Source organism: Winslowiella toletana, assembly GCF_017875465.1.
In the GTDB taxonomy this organism is placed as follows: Bacteria; Pseudomonadota; Gammaproteobacteria; order Enterobacterales; family Enterobacteriaceae; genus Erwinia; species Erwinia toletana.
Window position 1 is genome coordinate 4,639,844 of record NZ_JAGGMQ010000001.1, and the last position, 17,683, is coordinate 4,657,526.

Consider the following 17,683-nt stretch of genomic DNA (forward strand, 5'->3'; position numbering starts at 1 on the left):
GTGTCATTCACTCAGCAGGATAACTGCTGCACTACCCTCAAATAGCGCCAGCCTGATATGGTCATCGGTAACAATCTCTTCTCCGGAAAGAATGTCACGGTAGCGGCGATTCGCCAGCCGCGCGGGGAGGGGGATTTCTGTCTGCGGCCAGCGTATTGCATAAGGCCCGGCCGGACTCGATTCAAGCGCTGCAAACATCAGGCGAGGGGCGATAACAATCAGCGCATCGTCGTTTTCTGCACGGGCGAAGGCGATAACGTTTTCCGCTTGCTGGCCGCTGGCGGCCAGCGGTAAGTAGTCACCGTGACGAAACAGCGCTGGCGCATGCTGGCGGCAGCGCAGCAGCCTGGCGATAATATGCTGATTAAGACGACCGTTCAGCCAGTTCGGTTGCGCGGAGAAATTTGGTTTTTCATTTTCAGCCAGCTGCAGGGCCAGCGCCGCGAAATCGGGTTCACGCCGGTTATCGGGATCGACAAGGCTGAAATCCAGCGCCTCGCTACCCTGGTAGATATCCGGCACACCGGGCGCGGTTAACTTGACGATGGTCTGGGTAAGACTGTTGACCAGCCCGGCGCGGATAAACGGCTGCAATGCGGCGGCAAAATCCTGCAAAAAGGTCTGGTTGGCCGGTGACAGCAGCTGGCGGGCATAGTCGATCACCGCCTGCTCATAAGCGTCGTTGCTGTCACCCCAGTTGGTGCGTTGCTTGGCTTCCCGCAGTGCCTTCTCTACATACACCACAAAACGTTCTTCCAGCGCTTTCAGGCCCGTCTCGTCGATGGGCTGCAGCGTTGTCGGCCAGACACCGGCCAGCGCCTGATAGAGCATCCATTCGACCTGCGGTTTTGGCGCCACGCCATCGTCGAGCACCCTGACGCTGGCGTGGTTCATCTCGCGCCAGCGCGCGATACAGTCGGCCCAGCGTTGCGGCGCTTCGGTCAGCGTACAGAGCCGCGCGCGGGCATCTTCGCCGCGCTTGGTATCATGGGTGGAGGTGCCGGAAAGCGCGTCTGGCTGCTGCTGCAGTCGTGTTTTCATCTCTGCATGAAAGCGATCAAGCGAGAAGGCAGTCGGCACCGGTTCAGCGCCGACTTCGTTAAGCGCCAGCGCCATATTCTGGCGGTAGAACAGGGTGTCCTCCACCGATTTCGCCATCAGCGGGCCGGTCAGCTGCTGGAATCGGGTGCGGAAGATGGCGGCATCAGTGGCAGCCGTGCCTGATACTTCACCGCGAAGAATGCGGAGAATAACATCCAGTGCCGCAGGATCCGGCGCACTGCCGCTGGCTTTAACCTTATTCGCCACCTTTTGCAGCAGCTGATTGTCAGCCGCGGTCATCCCTTGCGGCGTACCATAGGTGCGATAGACCGGAAAGGCGATCAGCAGCTCGCGCAGAGCCGCACGGGCGGTGTTCTCGTCCAGCGTGAGGGTATCGCTGCTGGCAATTCTGGTCGCCAGCTTTAGCAGCGTAGTAAATTCACCGGCGAAATTCTTATCCACCATCAGCAGCTTCGCCGCGCGCAGTTCGGCTTTCATATCTACCGGCCTGCCCACCACGGCCTCATAAGCTTTGCGCAGGCTGTTGATCTTCGTGCCATCCACCAGCGCATCGGTGAGCGCGGCCATAAATTCGTAACCGGTGGTGCCGGAAATCGGCCACTCTGGCGGAAGATGTTCACCTTCGCCAAGGATCTTTTCGACCGTGATATAGCAGGCAGGCCCGGCCTGCTGACGCAGCAGATCGAGGTAAGCTTTCGGGTCGGCAAGGCCGTCGATATGGTCAACGCGCAAACCGTCGACCGCGCCGCAATCCACCAGTTCAAGAATCAGCCGGTGGGTATCGTCAAATACGGCCCGATCCTCCACCCGCATGCCAGCCAGTCCGGTCACCTCAAAGAAACGGCGATAGGAGAGGTCGTGCGACGCATCGCGCCAGCACATCAGCCGCCACGGCTGGCGATCGTGCAGTTCAGCAATCTGCGTGTTGTCGCTCAGATTCAGCACTTCGGCTTCGCGACCCTGCCAGCTGGTCGGGGTCAGCGGGTAGAAGTTGTCGTAACAGGCGAAAGCGGGCTTGCCGCTGTGCGGATCAGGTTTAACGGTAATTTCGCCGTTTTCCAGCAGCGCCGCAAAGGTATCGCCAAGGAACGGCAAGGTCAGGCGGCGCGACCAGTCGATATCAAAATGGCGGGCAAAGCGGCTGTTTTCGCCATTCTCGATCACATCACGCCACCACGGGTTTTCCAGCGAGGCCGCCATATGGTTTGGCACGATATCAAGGATCAGACCGAGACCGGCGCTGTGCAGCGCCGTTACCATACGGTCAAAGCCTGCGCGACCGCCAATTGACGGATCGAGCTGGTTAACGTCGGTCACATCGTAGCCATGGGTGGAGCCTGATGTGGCAGTGAAAACCGGCGAAGCATACAGATGGGTGATGCCAAGCCGCTGTAAATAGGGCACCAGCGCTGCCGCGCGGTCGAAAGTCATGCCGTTGCGGAACTGAATACGGTAAGTGGCGCCAGGAATATTCATGCTGCGGCTCCTGAAGCAAGGCGGACGACAATGGCATTCGGCGGCAGGCTATCGGTCGCCTGCGGCGAGGCGAAGATGATGTCGCCGGGCTGGTCGGGAAGCGGTCGGGCGTGGGTGCCGATATTCAGCGCTATCGACAGCGTGCCCAGCGGGAAACGCCAGCTGACGGCAAAAAAGCCTGGCGCGGTCGCGACGATATTGCCCGCATTGCCGCCCGCGCTGGCAAGCAATGGCACGATATATTGCTGACGCAGCGCCAGCAGCTCACGGCTCAGCGCCAGCCATGCCTTACCCTCGTTACTCTCTGGCTTGCGCCAGTCCAGTTTCGACTTTTCGAAGGTGCTGCGGGCATTGGGATCGGGCACGCTTTCGCCCTCGTGACCCGCATGGTCCGCAAACTCCCTGGCGCGCCCCTCGCGTACGGCGCGGGCGAGGTCGCCATGAAAATCGGTGAAGAACAGGAAAGGATTGGTTTCGCCATACTCTTCGCCCATAAACAGCAGCGGGATATGCGGCGACAGCAGCAGCGTGGCTAGCAGCAGTCTGGTGCGATCGACGCCAGCCAGCGCAATCAGCCTTTCGCCCTGCGCGCGGTTGCCTGTCTGGTCATGGTTCTGGATAAAATCGACAAAGGCGGTCGGCGGCTGGCTGGCGCTGCTGACGCCGCGCGGCTCGCCGCTGTGTGGTGAAACCTCACCCTGATACGCGAACCCCTCCGTCAGTACCCGGGCGATCAGCTTTTCCGGCTCGCTGGCAAAATCCTGGTAATAAGCATGGGTCTCGCCGGTGGCGAACACATGCATGGCATTGTGGAAGTCATCGTTCCATTCACCGCTGAACAGCGGTACTGAACCGTCCGGTTCACGCGGATGCAGGAAAATCACATTGCGGCTGTCCTCGGTGGTCAGATGGACAGGCCGGTCAGTGATCGCTGCGCGGATACGTTCAGCGATTTCGATTAACAGGTGCTTAGCGGAAGGATCCTCGATCTGGTCAATCGCATCGAAGCGCAGGCCATCAAGGTTAAATTCCGTCAGCCAGTAAAGTGGCGCTTCAACGATATAGCGGCGCACCGCATCGACATCACAGGCAATACCTGCGCCCCACGGCGTCATCCGTTCTTTATGGAAGAAGTCCGGCGCCAGCAGTGGCAGATAATTACCCTCCGGGCCGAAATGGTTGAGCACGATATCCAGCACCACCGACAGGCCATAACCATGGGCGGCATCGACAAAGGCTTTTACATCATCCGGTGTGCCATAGGCGCAATGGGGCGCGTAAAACAGCACGCCGTCATAGCCCCAGCCACGGTTGCCGCCAGACTGCGCCAGCGGCAGAATCTCAATCATGGTGATGCCAAGTTCAGCGAGCCATGGCAGTTTTGCTATCGCGGCCTGCAATGTGCCTTCCGGTGTAAAGGCGCCAATATGCATCTCGTAGACGACGGTTTCTTCCCACGGACGGCCGCGCCATTCGCTGTGCTGCCAGTGATAGCGGCTGGGGTCGATAACCAGCGAAGCACCGTTTACATCGGTTTTTTGCGCGCGGGAGGCCGGATCCGGCACCACCATGCCATCGGCGAGGACGAAATTATATTCTGCGTCAGGTAAAACGTCGGTTACCTGCAGTTCGAACCAGCCATCGCCATTCGCGTTCATCTGCAGATCTTCGCCGGACAGCCGGAGTGTAACGCTGTGCTGGCCGGTGGCCCAGAGACGAAAGCGAACCGTACCGGGGGCAACGAATTCTGCGCCCCAGCTTTTCAGAAATGCTTTGGATTCCATGCAATGGCCTCTTTTAATCCAGCAGTGAGCAACGGATGACAGCCCGTGGTAGTGGTTCCGGTAATCCGGATGCCGAAGTGGCCCGGCCTCAGGCGACATACCACCAATAATCATAGACTAAGAAATCGACAAGCCTGCATCTGCTGATCGGTTATCATTTCTTGTTGCTCACTACTCACCAGAACCGGCATCGCAGATGCACGCCGACCCGGGAGGGGATCTTCCGGAGGGTGACCGACACGCACGGGTTTATTTTGTCCGGCAGGTGGCGGTGAACTGATTGGCGGTAGGTGTTCAGCACTTCTTCTACCGAAGTAAACTGACAATCGTCACGGTCATAAAACCCTCGCTTCAAGGGACTTTGCGCAGAAAAAACAACATATCAGATTACTTATTGCAGGCTGATCATCAAGGTTATCGGGATATCTGTCTGATTTACAGATAAGCACCTATTGATGAATCTGGCTCATAACGGCAATGCTCTGTCATGCATTATCCGGCGACTGCCAGCTGATAACATAAGCTCATTCATTCTGCCTGGAAATTATAATGGATAACGCACACCAGCGTATCAACACCTTCACTGTGAAATCGAGCGGGTTTACTTTTGTTCTTATTCTTAGCGCATTAATGGCTTTTACGTCGTTATCCACCGATATTTACCTGCCCGCCATGCCAGTGATGGCAAAAGAGCTGCAGGGTGATGCCGAACTTACCATCACCGGATTTTTAATCGGCTTTTGTCTCGCGCAGTTGATATGGGGGCCAGTCAGCGACCATTTTGGCCGTAAAACGCCACTGTTTATTGGTCTGGTGTTATTTATGGTCGGCTCAGCAGGCTGTGCGCTGTCAACGGATATCATGCAAATTGTTTTCTGGCGCGTTTTCCAGGCGCTGGGCGCCTGTACCGGCCCGATGCTGGCTCGCGCGATGATTCGCGATCTGTTTGGCCGCACCCGGGCCGCGCAAATGCTCTCAACCCTGATGGTGATTATGGCTATCGCGCCGATTGCCGGGCCGCTGCTGGGTGGCCAGATGATCAGGGTGACCTCGTGGCACAGCATATTCTGGTTGCTGGCGGGAATCGGCGCTTTAATGCTGGTTTTGGTGTGCTGGCTGCCGGAAACCTTAGCAGCAGAGAAAAGGGTTAAAGCCTCTCTGGCTGGCGCATTCAGCAACTATTACCACTTGCTGAAAACTAGCCAGTTTATGCGCTTTACGCTCTGTGTGACCTTCTACTACGTCGCCGCCTATGCGTTTATTACCGGTTCGCCTTTTGTTTATATCTCTTACTTCGGCATCGATCCGCAGCACTATGGCTGGCTGTTTGCGGTCAATGTGATGGGCTTAATGGCCGTGAGTATGGTGAACCGACGTCTGGTTCATCGCTATCCGCTGGAGTCACTGCTTAAATTTGCGGCGGTGATTGCCGCTGCTGCCGCCATCACGCTGGCAATCAGCATAAAACTGGCTTTCGGCGGGATAGTGATGATTATTATCCCGGTGTTTATTTTCTTTGCCATGAATGGAATTATCGCCGCCACTTCAACGGCGGCGGCGATGGATGCTGTGCCAGATATGGCTGGCTCCGCATCCGCATTAATTGGATCTCTTCAGTACGGCAGCGGCATTATCTCTTCTTTGCTGCTGGCGTTATTAAGTGACGGCACTCCCTGGACCATGAGCTGGATAATCGCGCTATTTACCCTGGCGAGTGCCGTAATGGCGTTAACGGCACCTGGGACGGTTAAACCCGTTAGCTAAATATTGTTATCGAAGAAGGGATCCAGCTGGCTCATCGCCTGATCGACATAACGAGGCACCCAGTAGGTCTCAATATGGGTCGCGCCTTCGATAAGATACAGCTTTTTGTTACTGGTGCCGGTGGCCTGCTTAAACGCACTTTCGGTCATATAGAGTGAGTCGGCCTTGCTGCCTGCCATCATCAGCAGCGGCTGATTGATCAACGCCATATTGCTTTGGGCGTCAAAACGCATCAGGTCGAGCAGGCTGCTGGTGGTATAGCGGAAAGTAGAATTCGGATGGGCATGGGTTTTGCCGTAATACTCATAGCCCTGACGATAGAGATCAAAAGGCAGTCTGGCGATTTGCTCATCTGTCAGATTCGCATCGCCTGAGTAAGTGATTTCACCGGTCGTGGCCTCTTTGATTCGCGCGTCTGTGGCCACTTTCAGGCGATCCTGAATCGTTGCCAGCTGGGAATCCTGATAGCCGTTGCGGCGCACGCGGCCGGAGTCAAACATGCTCAGGGTGGCTAACGCCTTAAACCGCTTGTCTGTCTGGGCGGCTTTGAGTGAATAACCGCCGCCGCCACAGATACCGAGCAGGCCAATACGTCCGGCATCAACGCCCGGATACTGACTGATATAGTCGGCCATGCCGTGAATATCCTCAATGCGGTTAGCTGGTTTGTCCACGCTGCGCGGCATGCCGCCGCTGGCGCCCTGATAAGCCGCATCGGCGGTGATAGTGATATAGCCATGTTCTGCCAGTCGCTGTGCATACAATCCGGCAACCTGTTCTTTAACACCGCCGTTTGGATGCGCCACCACCACCGCAGGGTATTTTTTCGCCGGATCATAACTGGCAGGCGTATAGATATTGGCCGCGATTTGAATGCCGTGCAGATCATATTTCACCGGATGAATATTGACCTTGCCCTGAACATTTTCGCGAATCGCCCCGTCATACACCAGGGTAAAGGGGTTCTGCTTGTAATCCGCGGCCTGAGCGGTTGAAGCCAGTCCGGCCATTGCTGTCAGCAGTAGTGCATTTAAAACGTTGAGTTTCATGTTATCTCCAGGGGTAGCGTCGCGGCGCGACAGTGATAGTGCCCGCTTAGCTTAGGGAGAGAGGTCTGTCAGCATCATGACCAGAGCGTAACAATTTTGTCAGTTATCGCTGTCGCCAGCAGCAGCAGGGGTTTTCTGACAATTTTGTCAGCAAATTGTCAGCCTGCTGTTGGCAAACAGAGCAGAAAGTGAGGTAGCGCAACAGGCTGTTCAGCGCCTGGCGCGCTAAAAATCTCGTTACAGATAAGGAAGTACGCGCTATGCGCTTATTGTTAGTTGAGGATGAAGAGAAAACCTCATCCTATGTCAGCCGCGCGCTGGCAGAGTCCGGCTTTACCGTTGACGTCTCCGCCGACGGTGCGGAAGGTCTGCACTATGCGCTGGAGTTCGATTATGACGCGGTAATCCTGGATGTCATGCTGCCGGGTATCGACGGCTACCGTGTGCTGGAAGGGATTCGCGGCAGTAAACAGACGCCAGTACTGATGCTGTCTGCTCGCGGATCGGTCGATGAACGGGTTAAAGGGTTGCGACTCGGCGCGGATGACTATCTGCCGAAACCCTTTTCACTGATTGAGCTGGTCGCGCGCATCCAGGCGCTGGTTCGTCGTCGTGCGACAGATGGGGTGGATATTACACAACTGCAAATCCACGATCTGCATCTGGATCTTCTGGCGCGCCGGGTATTTCGCGCTGGCAACCGGCTGGAGCTCACCGCCAAAGAGTTTGCGCTGGTCAGCCTGCTTGCCCGTCACCAGGGAGAAATCCTGTCGAAGATGATGATTGCAGAACAGGTCTGGGATATGAATTTCGACAGCGACGCCAATGTTGTCGAAGTGGCGATTAAGCGCCTGCGCGCCAAAATTGATGCTCCCTTTGATGTCAGATTACTGCACACCGTGCGCGGGATGGGATACGTACTGGAAGTCAGGTCGCATTCGCAGCCATAAACGGAGACTGATTATGTTTAAGCGCTCCATTTCCGGGCGTCTTGCTTTGCTGTTTGTTCTGAGCATTGTGCTGATTGTCCTGACGCTGGGTCTGCTGTTACGCAGTTCATTACACAACTCATTGCAAAAGCAGATGCATAACGAGCTGCTGTTTCGTGAGTCACTGATGAGCCCATGGATAACCGCGCGGACCTCAGCTGAGGGATGGTCAGTTCTGGCGAATAAGTTTACCGATTTGGCCAGTTCCGAAGGCGAGCGGGTGCGTTACTGGATATTGAGTGACGACGCCCGTTTCAATATCGGCGGCGCGCCGCCGATGGAGGTGAACTGGGCCTCGCTTCACGAGGGATTAAATAAAGTACCTGGCGCGTCTGACGGCTCCTGCTCGCTGTTCCTGCTGGTAAAAACCATTCCGGCCAGAGGAGAACGGCCAGCGCTGCGCTATGTGGTGGCCATCGATTCAACACCCTATATGGGAACGCTTGATGCTTTTACGCGCGCGCTGCTGGTTATCTCCGCCTTTGGCGTATTTATTGTCGCATTACTTGGCTATGGCGTCTCACGTTTTGGTCTGCGTCCGCTGGGGGCATTAAGCCAGCAGGCCCATCATCTGGCTCCCGGCGATCACGCCCGGCGACTGGAAACCAGTGCGTTGCCGGAGGAACTCAGGCAGCTGGCTTCCTCATTTAACGGCGTACTGGAACGGCAGGAAATCGCCTGGCGACAGCTGGAGAGTTTTAATGCTGATGTCGCCCATGAGCTGCGCACACCGCTGACCAATCTGATTGGTCAGACGCAGCTGGGATTATCCCGCCGCCGTGCGCCGGAGGAGCTTGAAGAGTTACTGGGTTCCAATCTGGAAGAGCTGGAGCGGATGACCTCCATCGTAAACGATATGCTGTTCCTGTCGCACGCGCATGCGGGCGAGCATGCGTCACAACTTACGCAGGTTTCTTTACGCGAAGAAACCCTGAAAACCGCTGAATACGTTGAGCCTTCTTTTGCTGAAAAGCAGCTTTTATTAGCGGTTGAGGGTGATGCGCTGGCCCATATTGACCGGCGGTTATTCCATCGTTCGCTGGCCAATCTGCTGGAAAACAGTGCACGCCACTCTGCGCCGCAGAGTACGGTGACCGTCAGTTTAAGCGCAACCCATAGCCATGCCACGGTAGCGGTATCAAACCCCGGCGCCCCGGTTGCGCCTGAGCATTTACACCGTCTGTTTGAGCGCTTTTACCGCGTCGACTCTTCGCGCGCCAGAAGCGATACCCATCACGGTCTCGGGTTATCGATTGTTCGCGCGGTGGCGATCATGCATCGGGGAAATGTCTTCGCGCGTAGTGAGCGAGGCATCAATACCTTTGGCCTGAGCTTTGCTCTCTCTTCCGCCAGCGAGCAGCAACACCCGACAGCAGAGCAGTCGCAACCTCTGTTTCAGGCACTTACTGACAGGATTGTCAGCAAACCGTCAGCCTGACGACATCGACCGGTGGTTACAATCATTGCCACGTTTTAACCACATGGACGCAATGTATGACGGGAAAACCACGCTGTCTGGGGCTGTTGCTGGCGGTTATCACTTTCTCATCTGTCGCGCAGCCGCAACACGCTTCAGGGCATATCGCAGTCGCCGGCAGTCAGAAACCGGTTGCCGGTCCGGCTGAGAACTTTACCGGCCGCGTGCGGGTCGATCCGCTGTTTGTGGCGGATAACGCGATTGCGGCTTCGGCAGCCTATGTCACCTTTGAGCCGGGGGCGCGCTCAGCCTGGCACACACATCCTGCAGGTCAGCGACTTATCGTCACCTCCGGCGTCGGTTTAACCCAGCAGGAAGGGCAGTCGGTGCAGATTATCCGCCCCGGAGATGTGGTCACTTGTCCGCCGGGCGTTAAACACTGGCATGGCGCCGCCCCCGACAGTGCAATGACGCATCTTGCCGTGACCGGTCTGGTGGCAGGCAACAGCGTAAAATGGATGGAGAAAGTGTCAGATGAACAATATCACGCGCATTAAGCAGCTTACCCCGGCGATTTTATTGATTTGTAGCTGTAGCCTGGCGTCGCAGGCGGCAACCAGTGACGCGGCGACCGCATCGATAAATCAGTCGCAAGCGGCTGGCGAGACGCTAACGGCACGCCAGCAGGCCATCCCGTTGATGGCGGCATTTATGGCAAGCAGCCAGATGGAAAAACTGGATAAAGCACTTAATCAGGGTCTGGATGCCGGATTAACCGTCAACGAGGCCAAAGAAATTCTGGTACAGCTTTACGCCTATACCGGCTTTCCGCGCAGCCTGAATGCGCTGAATGTCTTAATGCAGGTTACGCAGGCGCGTAAGCAACGCGGCATCCATGATATTCAGGGCAAAGAGCCAGTAAAACCTGTTCCGGCTGGCGATGAACTTCGCCGTACAGGTACGGAGAACCAGACCAGAATCTCTGGCGCACCAGTGCAGGGGCCGCTTTTCGAGTTTGTTCCGGTGATCAATCAGTTTCTGCAAACCCATCTGTTTGGCGATATTTTTGCCCGCGACAATCTTGACTGGCAAAGCCGTGAACTGGCAACGGTCGGCGCATTAGCCGCCACGCCGGGTGTGGAAGCACAGCTACTGTCCCACACCCGCGCCAGTCTGCGCGTGGGACTCAGCCGCGGGCAACTGCAACAGCTGGTGAAAATTTTGCGTGATAACGGTGAACCACAGGCCGCGGCACGCGCTGAACAGGCACTGCTTAGCGCGCAGGCCAGCGCCGATAAGGAGAGTAAATGATGGCGGACTCGCATGATTCCCACCGCCGAATGCTGCTTAGCGCGCTGGCGGGCATAACGCTGTCGAAGGTTATTCTGCCGCCTGCCGCGGCCAGTACGCTGAACACCGCAGATAACCGCGGCACCCTGGTGGTGTTTTTTTCCAGAAGCGGCAATACGCGGGTGATCGCCGGGGTGATCCATCGCAGCCTTCATACCGATCTGTTCGAAATTGAACCCGCGACGCCGTATCCGCAAGACTATTTCCGGACGGTAGAACTGGCGAAAAATCAGCGCGATGGTGGCGTAAAACCTGCGTTAAAAAATAAGGTCGCCAGTATCGAACAATACCAGACGATCTATTTAGGCTTTCCGATCTGGGGCACCACTGTGCCACCGGTGGTCCAGACCTTTCTGAGTAACTGTAACCTCACCGGTAAGCTGCTGATTCCTTTTATTACCCATGGCGGATATGGCATCGGTGACAGCGAGGTGATTTTAAGCCGTCTGGCGCCAGCCGCCAGGCGCGAGAAACCACTGGTTATTGAGTGCTATCAGGAAAGAAAAACCACGGAAGCTGTAACCAGCTGGCTGGAAGCGATTCGTAGCTAATATGCGTTATTAATGAAACCGGTAAATAAGGCCAATCTGCCTGACTACATAATTATTGCTGCAAATAGCGTTATGATTTAAACGCTGAAAATCACAGAGGAAATATCCTTGAAGCTACTATTAAAAATATTGAGTTTATCGCTGCTGGCGGCAGGCGCTGTTGCGCATTCCGCGGAGCGTGAACCGCTGGTTATTCAGCAACAAGGCAGCTTTGCGGCGGGTGGCGCGGTGACGACAGCGGCTGGACAGTTTGATGCCAAAAAACCGCTGGATTCGGCCGGACAGAGCTATCATGGCGATCATGCTAATGTGTTCTGGCAAACGCCGCAGAAGCCACATAAATATCCCATTATTATGTTGCACGGCGCCGGGCAGTCTTCACGCAGCTGGCAAACCACTGCGGATGGCCGGGAAGGCTTTCAGAACATTTTTCTGCGTCGGGGATTTTCCACTTATCTGGTCGATCAGCCACGCCGGGCCAGTGCGGGCCGCAGTATGGTCGAAAGTAGTGTGACGCCGAAACCGGATGAGCAGATGTGGTTTAATCAGTTCCGTCTTGGCGTCTGGCCAGCGTTTTTTAAAGGCGTGCAGTTCTCTGATGATAAACAGGCGCTTAACCAGTATTTCCGCCAGATGACGCCCAATACCGGGCCTTTTGATATTAACGTTATCGCCGCTGCCATGTCGGCGGTGGTGGATAAAGCCGGTCCGGCCATTCTGTTTACCCACTCTCAGGGCGGCGGGCCGGGCTGGTACACCGCAATAAGAAACAGCAAGGTGAAAGCCATAGTCGCATTTGAGCCTGGCAGCAACTTTGTCTTTCCTGAGAATGAATTGCCGGCGCCGATGCCCAGCGCATTTGATACGCTGAAAGGTGAACCGGTGCCCATGGAGCAGTTTTTGGCATTAACCAGAATTCCTGTTCTGATCATTTACGGCGATAACATTCCGGATAAACCCGTGGCAATGCCTGCCCAGGATAGCTGGCGCGTGCGGCTGGCGATGGCGCGTAAATGGCGCGATGTCGTCAATCAACATGGCGGTGATGTCAACGTGCTCCACCTGCCGGAAATCGGAATTAAAGGCAATACGCATTTTCCTTTCTCCGATCTGAACAATATTCAGATTGCCGATCAGGTCAGCCAGTTTATTCAAGAAAAAAACCTGCAATAACGCCAACAAGGATCATGATATGCAAACGGTAAAACTGAATAATGGTATCGCAATGCCCCTGCTGGGGTTTGGCGTATTCCAGATGACGGATGCCGCTGAATGTGAGCGTGCGGTTATCGATGCCATTGACACCGGTTATCGCCTGATTGATACCGCGGCCTCTTATCAGAATGAAACCCAGGTGGGGAATGCGCTGAAACAGAGCTGCATCGCACGCGATCAGTTATTTGTGACGACAAAATTATGGTTACAGGATACCAGTTATGCTGGCGCCAAAGCGCAGTTTGAACGTTCACTGAACCGTCTGCAGCTGGATTATGTCGATCTCTATCTGATTCACCAGCCATACGGTGATGTCCATGGCGCATGGCGTGCGATGGAGGAGTTATATCAGGCAGGTAAAATCCGCGCCATTGGCGTCAGTAATTTCCAGCCTGACAGACTTGCCGATCTTATCGCTTTTAATCACGTTGTTCCGGCGGTCAATCAGGTTGAAGTTAACCCCTTCAATCAGCAGCTGCACGCCGTGCCGTGGATGAAGAGCAGAGGTATTCAGCCTGAAGCATGGGCGCCGTTTGCGGAAGGGAAGAACGGTCTGTTCCAGCACCCGCTGCTGGCCGCGATTGGCGAAAAACAGGGCAAAAGCGTGGGGCAGGTTGTACTGCGCTGGATTCTGCAACGTGGCATTGTCTCGCTGGCGAAAACCGTGCGTAAACCACGAATGGAAGAAAACATCAATATTCTGGACTTCGCGCTTAGCGACGATGAAATGCTGCAAATCACCGCCTTAGATACCGTAACCAGCGCCTTCTTCTCGCATCGTAACCCGGCGATGGTTGAGTGGCTGACAGCGCGTAAACTTGATGTTTAATCCGATGCAGTGCGCCGCAGCACTGGGGTGATCCCGGTATGCGGCACCTGGCGTCGGGGGGCGCACCTTTGTCAGGCGGTTAAACGTAACGCTTCAATCATTAACGCAAAGGCGGGTGGATGTTGCTTGCGACTCGGATAATAGAGGTAATAGCCGGGAAACGTCGGGCACCACTCGTCGAGGATCTGAATCAGTTTGCCTGACTGAACGGCTGCCGCCACCCGGTCTTCAGGAATACAGGCAATGCCAAAGCCGGAGATGACGGCATCTATCCGTTCTGCCAGATGATTAAAGATCAGCTGTCCTTCCACGCGAACCCGCAGCGGTTTACCGTCCTTTTCAAACTCCCAGTGATATAACCCGCCAGCGGTGGGAAGGCGCATATTAATACAGCGGTGGTGCTGGAGTTCATGCGGCGTCTGCGGCGTACCATGCGCAGCGAAATATGACGGTGCGCCTACCACTGCCATCCGCATATCGGGGCCAATTCTGACGGCGATCATATCCTTATCGACGCTTTCTCCCAGACGAATCCCGGCATCGAAACGGCCCTCGACGATATTAACAAAACCATTGTCCACCACCAGTTCGACATTGATATCCGGGTATTCAAGCAGAAATGGTTTCAGTTTTGGCCATAGCAGACTGCTTGCAGCATGTTCCCCGGCCGACAAGCGGATATTGCCTGATGTCGTGCCATTCAGCTGCAGCAAGGCCCCCAGCTCCTCTTCAAGATCGGCAAGGCGGGGTTCGAGGCAATTAATAATTTTTTCGCCGGCCTCTGTTGGCGCGACACTGCGCGTGGTCCTGGTCAGAAGTCGCAGATTTAAACGTGCCTCAAGCGCCTTTATTGCGTGACTCAGCGCCGATTGTGAAACCCCGAGCTTACCTGCGGCTTTGGTAAAACTGCGTTCACGCGCGACGACAAGAAAGATCTGAAGTTCATTAAAATTTTCTTTAAGCATTGCGCGTTTTCCTTATTGATATCGTCACTGCTGATAGCGCTGATGAATATTATTCACAGATGGGGCTATTTTAGCCTGTTAAGGTGCATGAATGGTAATGCAATTATAACGGCCCAGTTTAGCGGGAAGGGCGTGAGTCAACCGCGGGTTGTGGTGAAAAACGCGGGCTTTGACGGGGCAGACGATTGAATCAAAACTGCTGGTAAAAGCATCAGCAGTAAACATTTTAAAATCTTTAATGGCGTCGCACTAAACCAGGAATTTTTACCTGTTGAAAGAAGCGAAAACACAGTAAATTTGCCGCGAAGGAAATGGCCAGACGCCATGGAGTTGGCGTGTAAAAATACAATCCTGTTTGCGCTATTACATTCCATTAATATTAATGGTGATGGGGTTTTTGATGCTTTTAAAACGCAGTTGTACTGTTGCTATTGTTTTACTGGTCACGCTTTCTGTTTCAGCATGCGGGATGTCCCATCGTGGCCGGAATACCGCCATCGGGGCGGGTGTCGGCGCCGTCGGCGGCGCGGTATTAACCGGCGGCAGCACCTTTGGCACCCTGGGCGGCGCGGCGATCGGCGGCCTGATTGGACATGAGGTAAGCCGCTAATTTCAGCGTGTTATCAGTTTTGCCTGCCTGAACGATGGCGTTGAAACTGGTAGAGTATACTCACCTTCGTAGTTATTTTATGCCGCACCAGCAGAAAGTATTATAAAATAAAAATCCACGCAATTGCGTGGATTTTTTGTTATTACCCGCGCCCTGGTGCGGGGCTTTGTTAAGCTGCATAGTCTGCGGTGTCAGAGGTCTGACAGTAATTTATTAAGCAGGCAGCGGCCCACGACCACGGTGTGCTGTGATTCTGGTATACAGCGTTTGCACAGGAATAGCGTACTCATTGCTGATCTCTTTAACTGAATACCCTTGATCATACACGTATTGCAGTAAAGCGTCCTGATCGCGGCGAGGCATGTTTTTCAGGCTGCCACGGTTAATAGTTTTTTGAATGCCAATACCAAACATATGTTCTCCTGGTGTTCGTCTCTGATGAATACTATGTTCGCCTGTATGCTGAACAAGACTGATTGTGCCTGGAGATGCTGAATGGTTATACCGGAAATTTGAGGAGGCGGGTGGATTTTGTTGTCTTCTTTTTTAATGTATAATAATCAATAAGATACACTTTTAAAAATAGCTGTGGGGCTGTTTATGTATAAAACTCCAAGGTTCTATTCTTTCATAGATGAGTTGGCGACTGTTCTTGATTTGTTCCATGATCAAAGCCGAAAACGTGCACTTTCTGAATCAAGAACCTTTTATCAAAAACAAATTTACTACCAGGATTTTTCAGCACGCCTGCAGCAACGGTTAGAGATAACTGATGGCGAAAAAAATTATCTGTCAGGGGTTTTATCAAGGCTGGAGAATCTTCTTTCTGTTCTGGCAAATATTCCTGTTTATTCAACCACAGCGCCTGCGCAGGCATCAAATAGCTTCTTTAATTTATTTACTTATGTTTTCTTTATTAATCTGGCATCTGAAATGGCAAATAAAAACGCCAGCCCTTTCGTTAATTATTTTCACCGAATGTCAGGGGGCGATTTTACAAAGCCGATATCAGTTGATGCGCTTTTATTACATGCCAGGAAAATAATCAAAGAGGAAGTTGTCAATGTACTGGAAAATAGAAAGCTGGCAAGCAGCTTATCAGTATATTTAGCCAGACTTGATAAGCGTTCCTTCCCGAAAGTCAGTTCAATAATAAAACTGAAAGAAGATTTTTGCAGAGAGGCCGTTTTCTTAAAAGAGAAGTCAGCTGAATGTTATGCTTCTAAAATTTATACAATTCTGCTGGCTTGTCGGGTTATATTTCACCTGAGAAAAGGTGCGGGTGAAAGTCCCATGAAACTTTCATTATATGATTTGGCTATTCAAAATAAAGCATCGGATTTTATTAATAACACTGTTCTGCATGAAAAGGCTGGGGCTGATCTTTCAGCGATTGAAGATGATAATGATTATATAGCATGCAGAGAGTACTTTTTGCGTTTAATACAACAGCAGGACCCGGTGAATTATCTTAAGCAGCATGATACAAGAGCGTTATGGGGGCATGATAATCAGGTTTTTTTGAGCTACTGCATGCGTGAGCAGTTGTATAGCGATATTAACAAAGGAAGGTTAATAAATGGTACTGCTGGTAATTTTACAAGAATCATTGAGCTGCTTAGCGACAGGCAATCTGGAGAGGATGGGCTGTATATTGCAATGTTTGGTATTGTACTGACCTTAAGGCAGCAGGAATCGGTAAACTATAACTTACTCGAACCACTGGTTAATTATTACATTGATTGTCAAAATATAAGGAATATATGGTACTTCGAATTCAAAACACCATTTGAAAATTATATTCCATCTGATCTTACAGTAAGGGAAGTCAATCTTGCATTAGCAATACGAAGCTATAACCGATCGGTAGACGAAGGTAAAATAAATGCTGAATATTGTAATCCGCTCCGTCCATTAGAAAAAATACTAAAGTCTTATTTTTTGGCGAAAAAGTTTACAAGTAAGAATCTTGAAGTTTCGCCTGTTCAGGGTGTTAAAGAAACGATTTATGATTCTCTTAAAAAAATTAACTTTCATATAATGCATTATGGACTCCACAAAGAAATTAGCGTCCATGATAATGGGTGTATTTCAGTGCTGGAATCTTTAGCAGGCGAATATATTAATAAATTTTTAAAACTTAATCAAAGTCAGAAAATGGATATCATGCGCGATGTCTCACCGGATGAGTATAATTTAGATGTTAAACGGTGTAAGTAATACTCGCGCAATCCTGCTCGCGGATAATCTAAGTCGGCGGTAATAATTACTTTATAGATAGATCGCTGGTGTTGAGTTCTATGCTTATATTTGTTCTGTCAGAACATGAAAAGGATTAGAGCTCGCAAACCTTATTTAAATAAATGTTTCATAAGTTGGTTAATCTGACACAGAACAAACACTTTTCGCATTTTCTTACAGGCTGCCCTCCACCCAGCCTCAGCCACTGGCAGATGCTGCAAAGCGGTGAACTGGATCTGAAGCACCCGTGCTCAGACCGCCATTGACGCCGGTAACCCAGCCTCCATCGCATGGGGTCAAGGGTTGTACAATATTGATGGCTTAACCATTCCACATGGCAGTCCGAAGCAGGAGGCCGCCCGTAAGTTTATACAGTTCTGC

At 52.9% G+C, this 17,683-nt stretch carries 15 protein-coding genes; 10 read left to right on the plus strand and 5 right to left on the minus strand.

Annotated elements, in window-relative coordinates:
* Positions 1-3: 3 nt before the first annotated feature.
* Both treY and treZ read right to left on the minus strand, forming a co-directional pair.
* Positions 4-2,538, minus strand: a complete 2,535-nt coding sequence (treY, locus tag J2125_RS21800) for a malto-oligosyltrehalose synthase (RefSeq protein WP_017802040.1) — start codon at positions 2,536-2,538, stop codon at positions 4-6.
* Positions 2,535-4,322, minus strand: a complete 1,788-nt coding sequence (gene treZ / locus J2125_RS21805) for a malto-oligosyltrehalose trehalohydrolase (protein WP_017802041.1) — start codon at positions 4,320-4,322, stop codon at positions 2,535-2,537. Before treZ ends, treY begins: the two co-directional genes overlap by 4 nt.
* Positions 4,323-4,871: 549 nt before the next feature.
* Between treZ and J2125_RS21810 the strand changes: the two genes are divergently transcribed.
* On the plus strand, positions 4,872-6,086 hold the full coding sequence (locus J2125_RS21810) for a multidrug effflux MFS transporter (protein ID WP_017802042.1): 1,215 nt from the start codon (positions 4,872-4,874) through the stop codon (positions 6,084-6,086).
* On the opposite strand, the gene J2125_RS21815 is transcribed toward J2125_RS21810, so the two are convergent.
* Positions 6,083-7,135, minus strand: coding sequence for an alpha/beta hydrolase (locus tag J2125_RS21815; RefSeq protein WP_017802043.1), 1,053 nt, complete (start codon positions 7,133-7,135; stop codon positions 6,083-6,085). The genes J2125_RS21810 and J2125_RS21815 overlap by 4 nt on opposite strands.
* A 260-nt stretch (positions 7,136-7,395) precedes the next feature.
* Between J2125_RS21815 and J2125_RS21820 the strand changes: the two genes are divergently transcribed.
* From J2125_RS21820 to J2125_RS21850, 7 genes are all read left to right on the plus strand, one after another.
* Positions 7,396-8,085, plus strand: a complete 690-nt coding sequence (locus tag J2125_RS21820) for a heavy metal response regulator transcription factor (RefSeq protein WP_017802044.1) — start codon at positions 7,396-7,398, stop codon at positions 8,083-8,085.
* Positions 8,086-8,098: 13 nt separating this feature from the next.
* Positions 8,099-9,562: a heavy metal sensor histidine kinase gene (locus J2125_RS21825; RefSeq protein ID WP_017802045.1), complete on the plus strand. Its 1,464-nt coding sequence runs from the start codon at positions 8,099-8,101 to the stop codon at positions 9,560-9,562.
* A 56-nt stretch (positions 9,563-9,618) separates the two neighbouring features.
* Positions 9,619-10,098: a (R)-mandelonitrile lyase gene (locus J2125_RS21830; RefSeq protein WP_017802046.1), complete on the plus strand. Its 480-nt coding sequence runs from the start codon at positions 9,619-9,621 to the stop codon at positions 10,096-10,098.
* Positions 10,076-10,852 (plus strand): carboxymuconolactone decarboxylase family protein, encoded by a 777-nt coding sequence (locus J2125_RS21835; RefSeq protein WP_017802047.1) that lies wholly within the window; start codon positions 10,076-10,078, stop codon positions 10,850-10,852. The genes J2125_RS21830 and J2125_RS21835 overlap by 23 nt, the downstream gene beginning before the upstream one ends.
* Positions 10,852-11,442, plus strand: a complete 591-nt coding sequence (locus J2125_RS21840; RefSeq protein WP_026111826.1) for a flavodoxin — start codon at positions 10,852-10,854, stop codon at positions 11,440-11,442. Before J2125_RS21835 ends, J2125_RS21840 begins: the two co-directional genes overlap by 1 nt.
* 108 nt (positions 11,443-11,550) lie before the next feature.
* Positions 11,551-12,615: an alpha/beta hydrolase gene (locus J2125_RS21845; protein WP_026111827.1), complete on the plus strand. Its 1,065-nt coding sequence runs from the start codon at positions 11,551-11,553 to the stop codon at positions 12,613-12,615.
* 19 nt (positions 12,616-12,634) lie between these two features.
* On the plus strand, positions 12,635-13,486 hold the full coding sequence (locus tag J2125_RS21850; protein ID WP_017802050.1) for an aldo/keto reductase: 852 nt from the start codon (positions 12,635-12,637) through the stop codon (positions 13,484-13,486).
* 71 nt (positions 13,487-13,557) lie between these two features.
* Here the strand turns inward: J2125_RS21850 and J2125_RS21855 are convergent, their stop codons facing one another.
* On the minus strand, positions 13,558-14,451 hold the full coding sequence (locus tag J2125_RS21855; protein WP_017802051.1) for a LysR family transcriptional regulator: 894 nt from the start codon (positions 14,449-14,451) through the stop codon (positions 13,558-13,560).
* Between the two features lie 400 nt (positions 14,452-14,851).
* Here J2125_RS21855 and J2125_RS21860 point away from each other — a divergent pair, with 400 nt between their 5' ends.
* Positions 14,852-15,061 (plus strand): glycine zipper 2TM domain-containing protein, encoded by a 210-nt coding sequence (locus tag J2125_RS21860; RefSeq protein WP_026111828.1) that lies wholly within the window; start codon positions 14,852-14,854, stop codon positions 15,059-15,061.
* Between the two features lie 213 nt (positions 15,062-15,274).
* Here the strand turns inward: J2125_RS21860 and J2125_RS21865 are convergent, their stop codons facing one another.
* Entirely contained in the window at positions 15,275-15,475 is a 201-nt protein-coding gene (locus tag J2125_RS21865) for an RNA polymerase sigma factor (protein WP_017802053.1), read from the minus strand.
* A 186-nt stretch (positions 15,476-15,661) separates the two neighbouring features.
* On the opposite strand from J2125_RS21865, the gene J2125_RS21870 reads away from it, so the two are divergent.
* A complete protein-coding gene (locus tag J2125_RS21870) occupies positions 15,662-17,281 on the plus strand; it encodes a hypothetical protein (protein WP_157819456.1) in 1,620 nt (539 codons plus the stop codon).
* Positions 17,282-17,683: the final 402 nt, after the last annotated feature.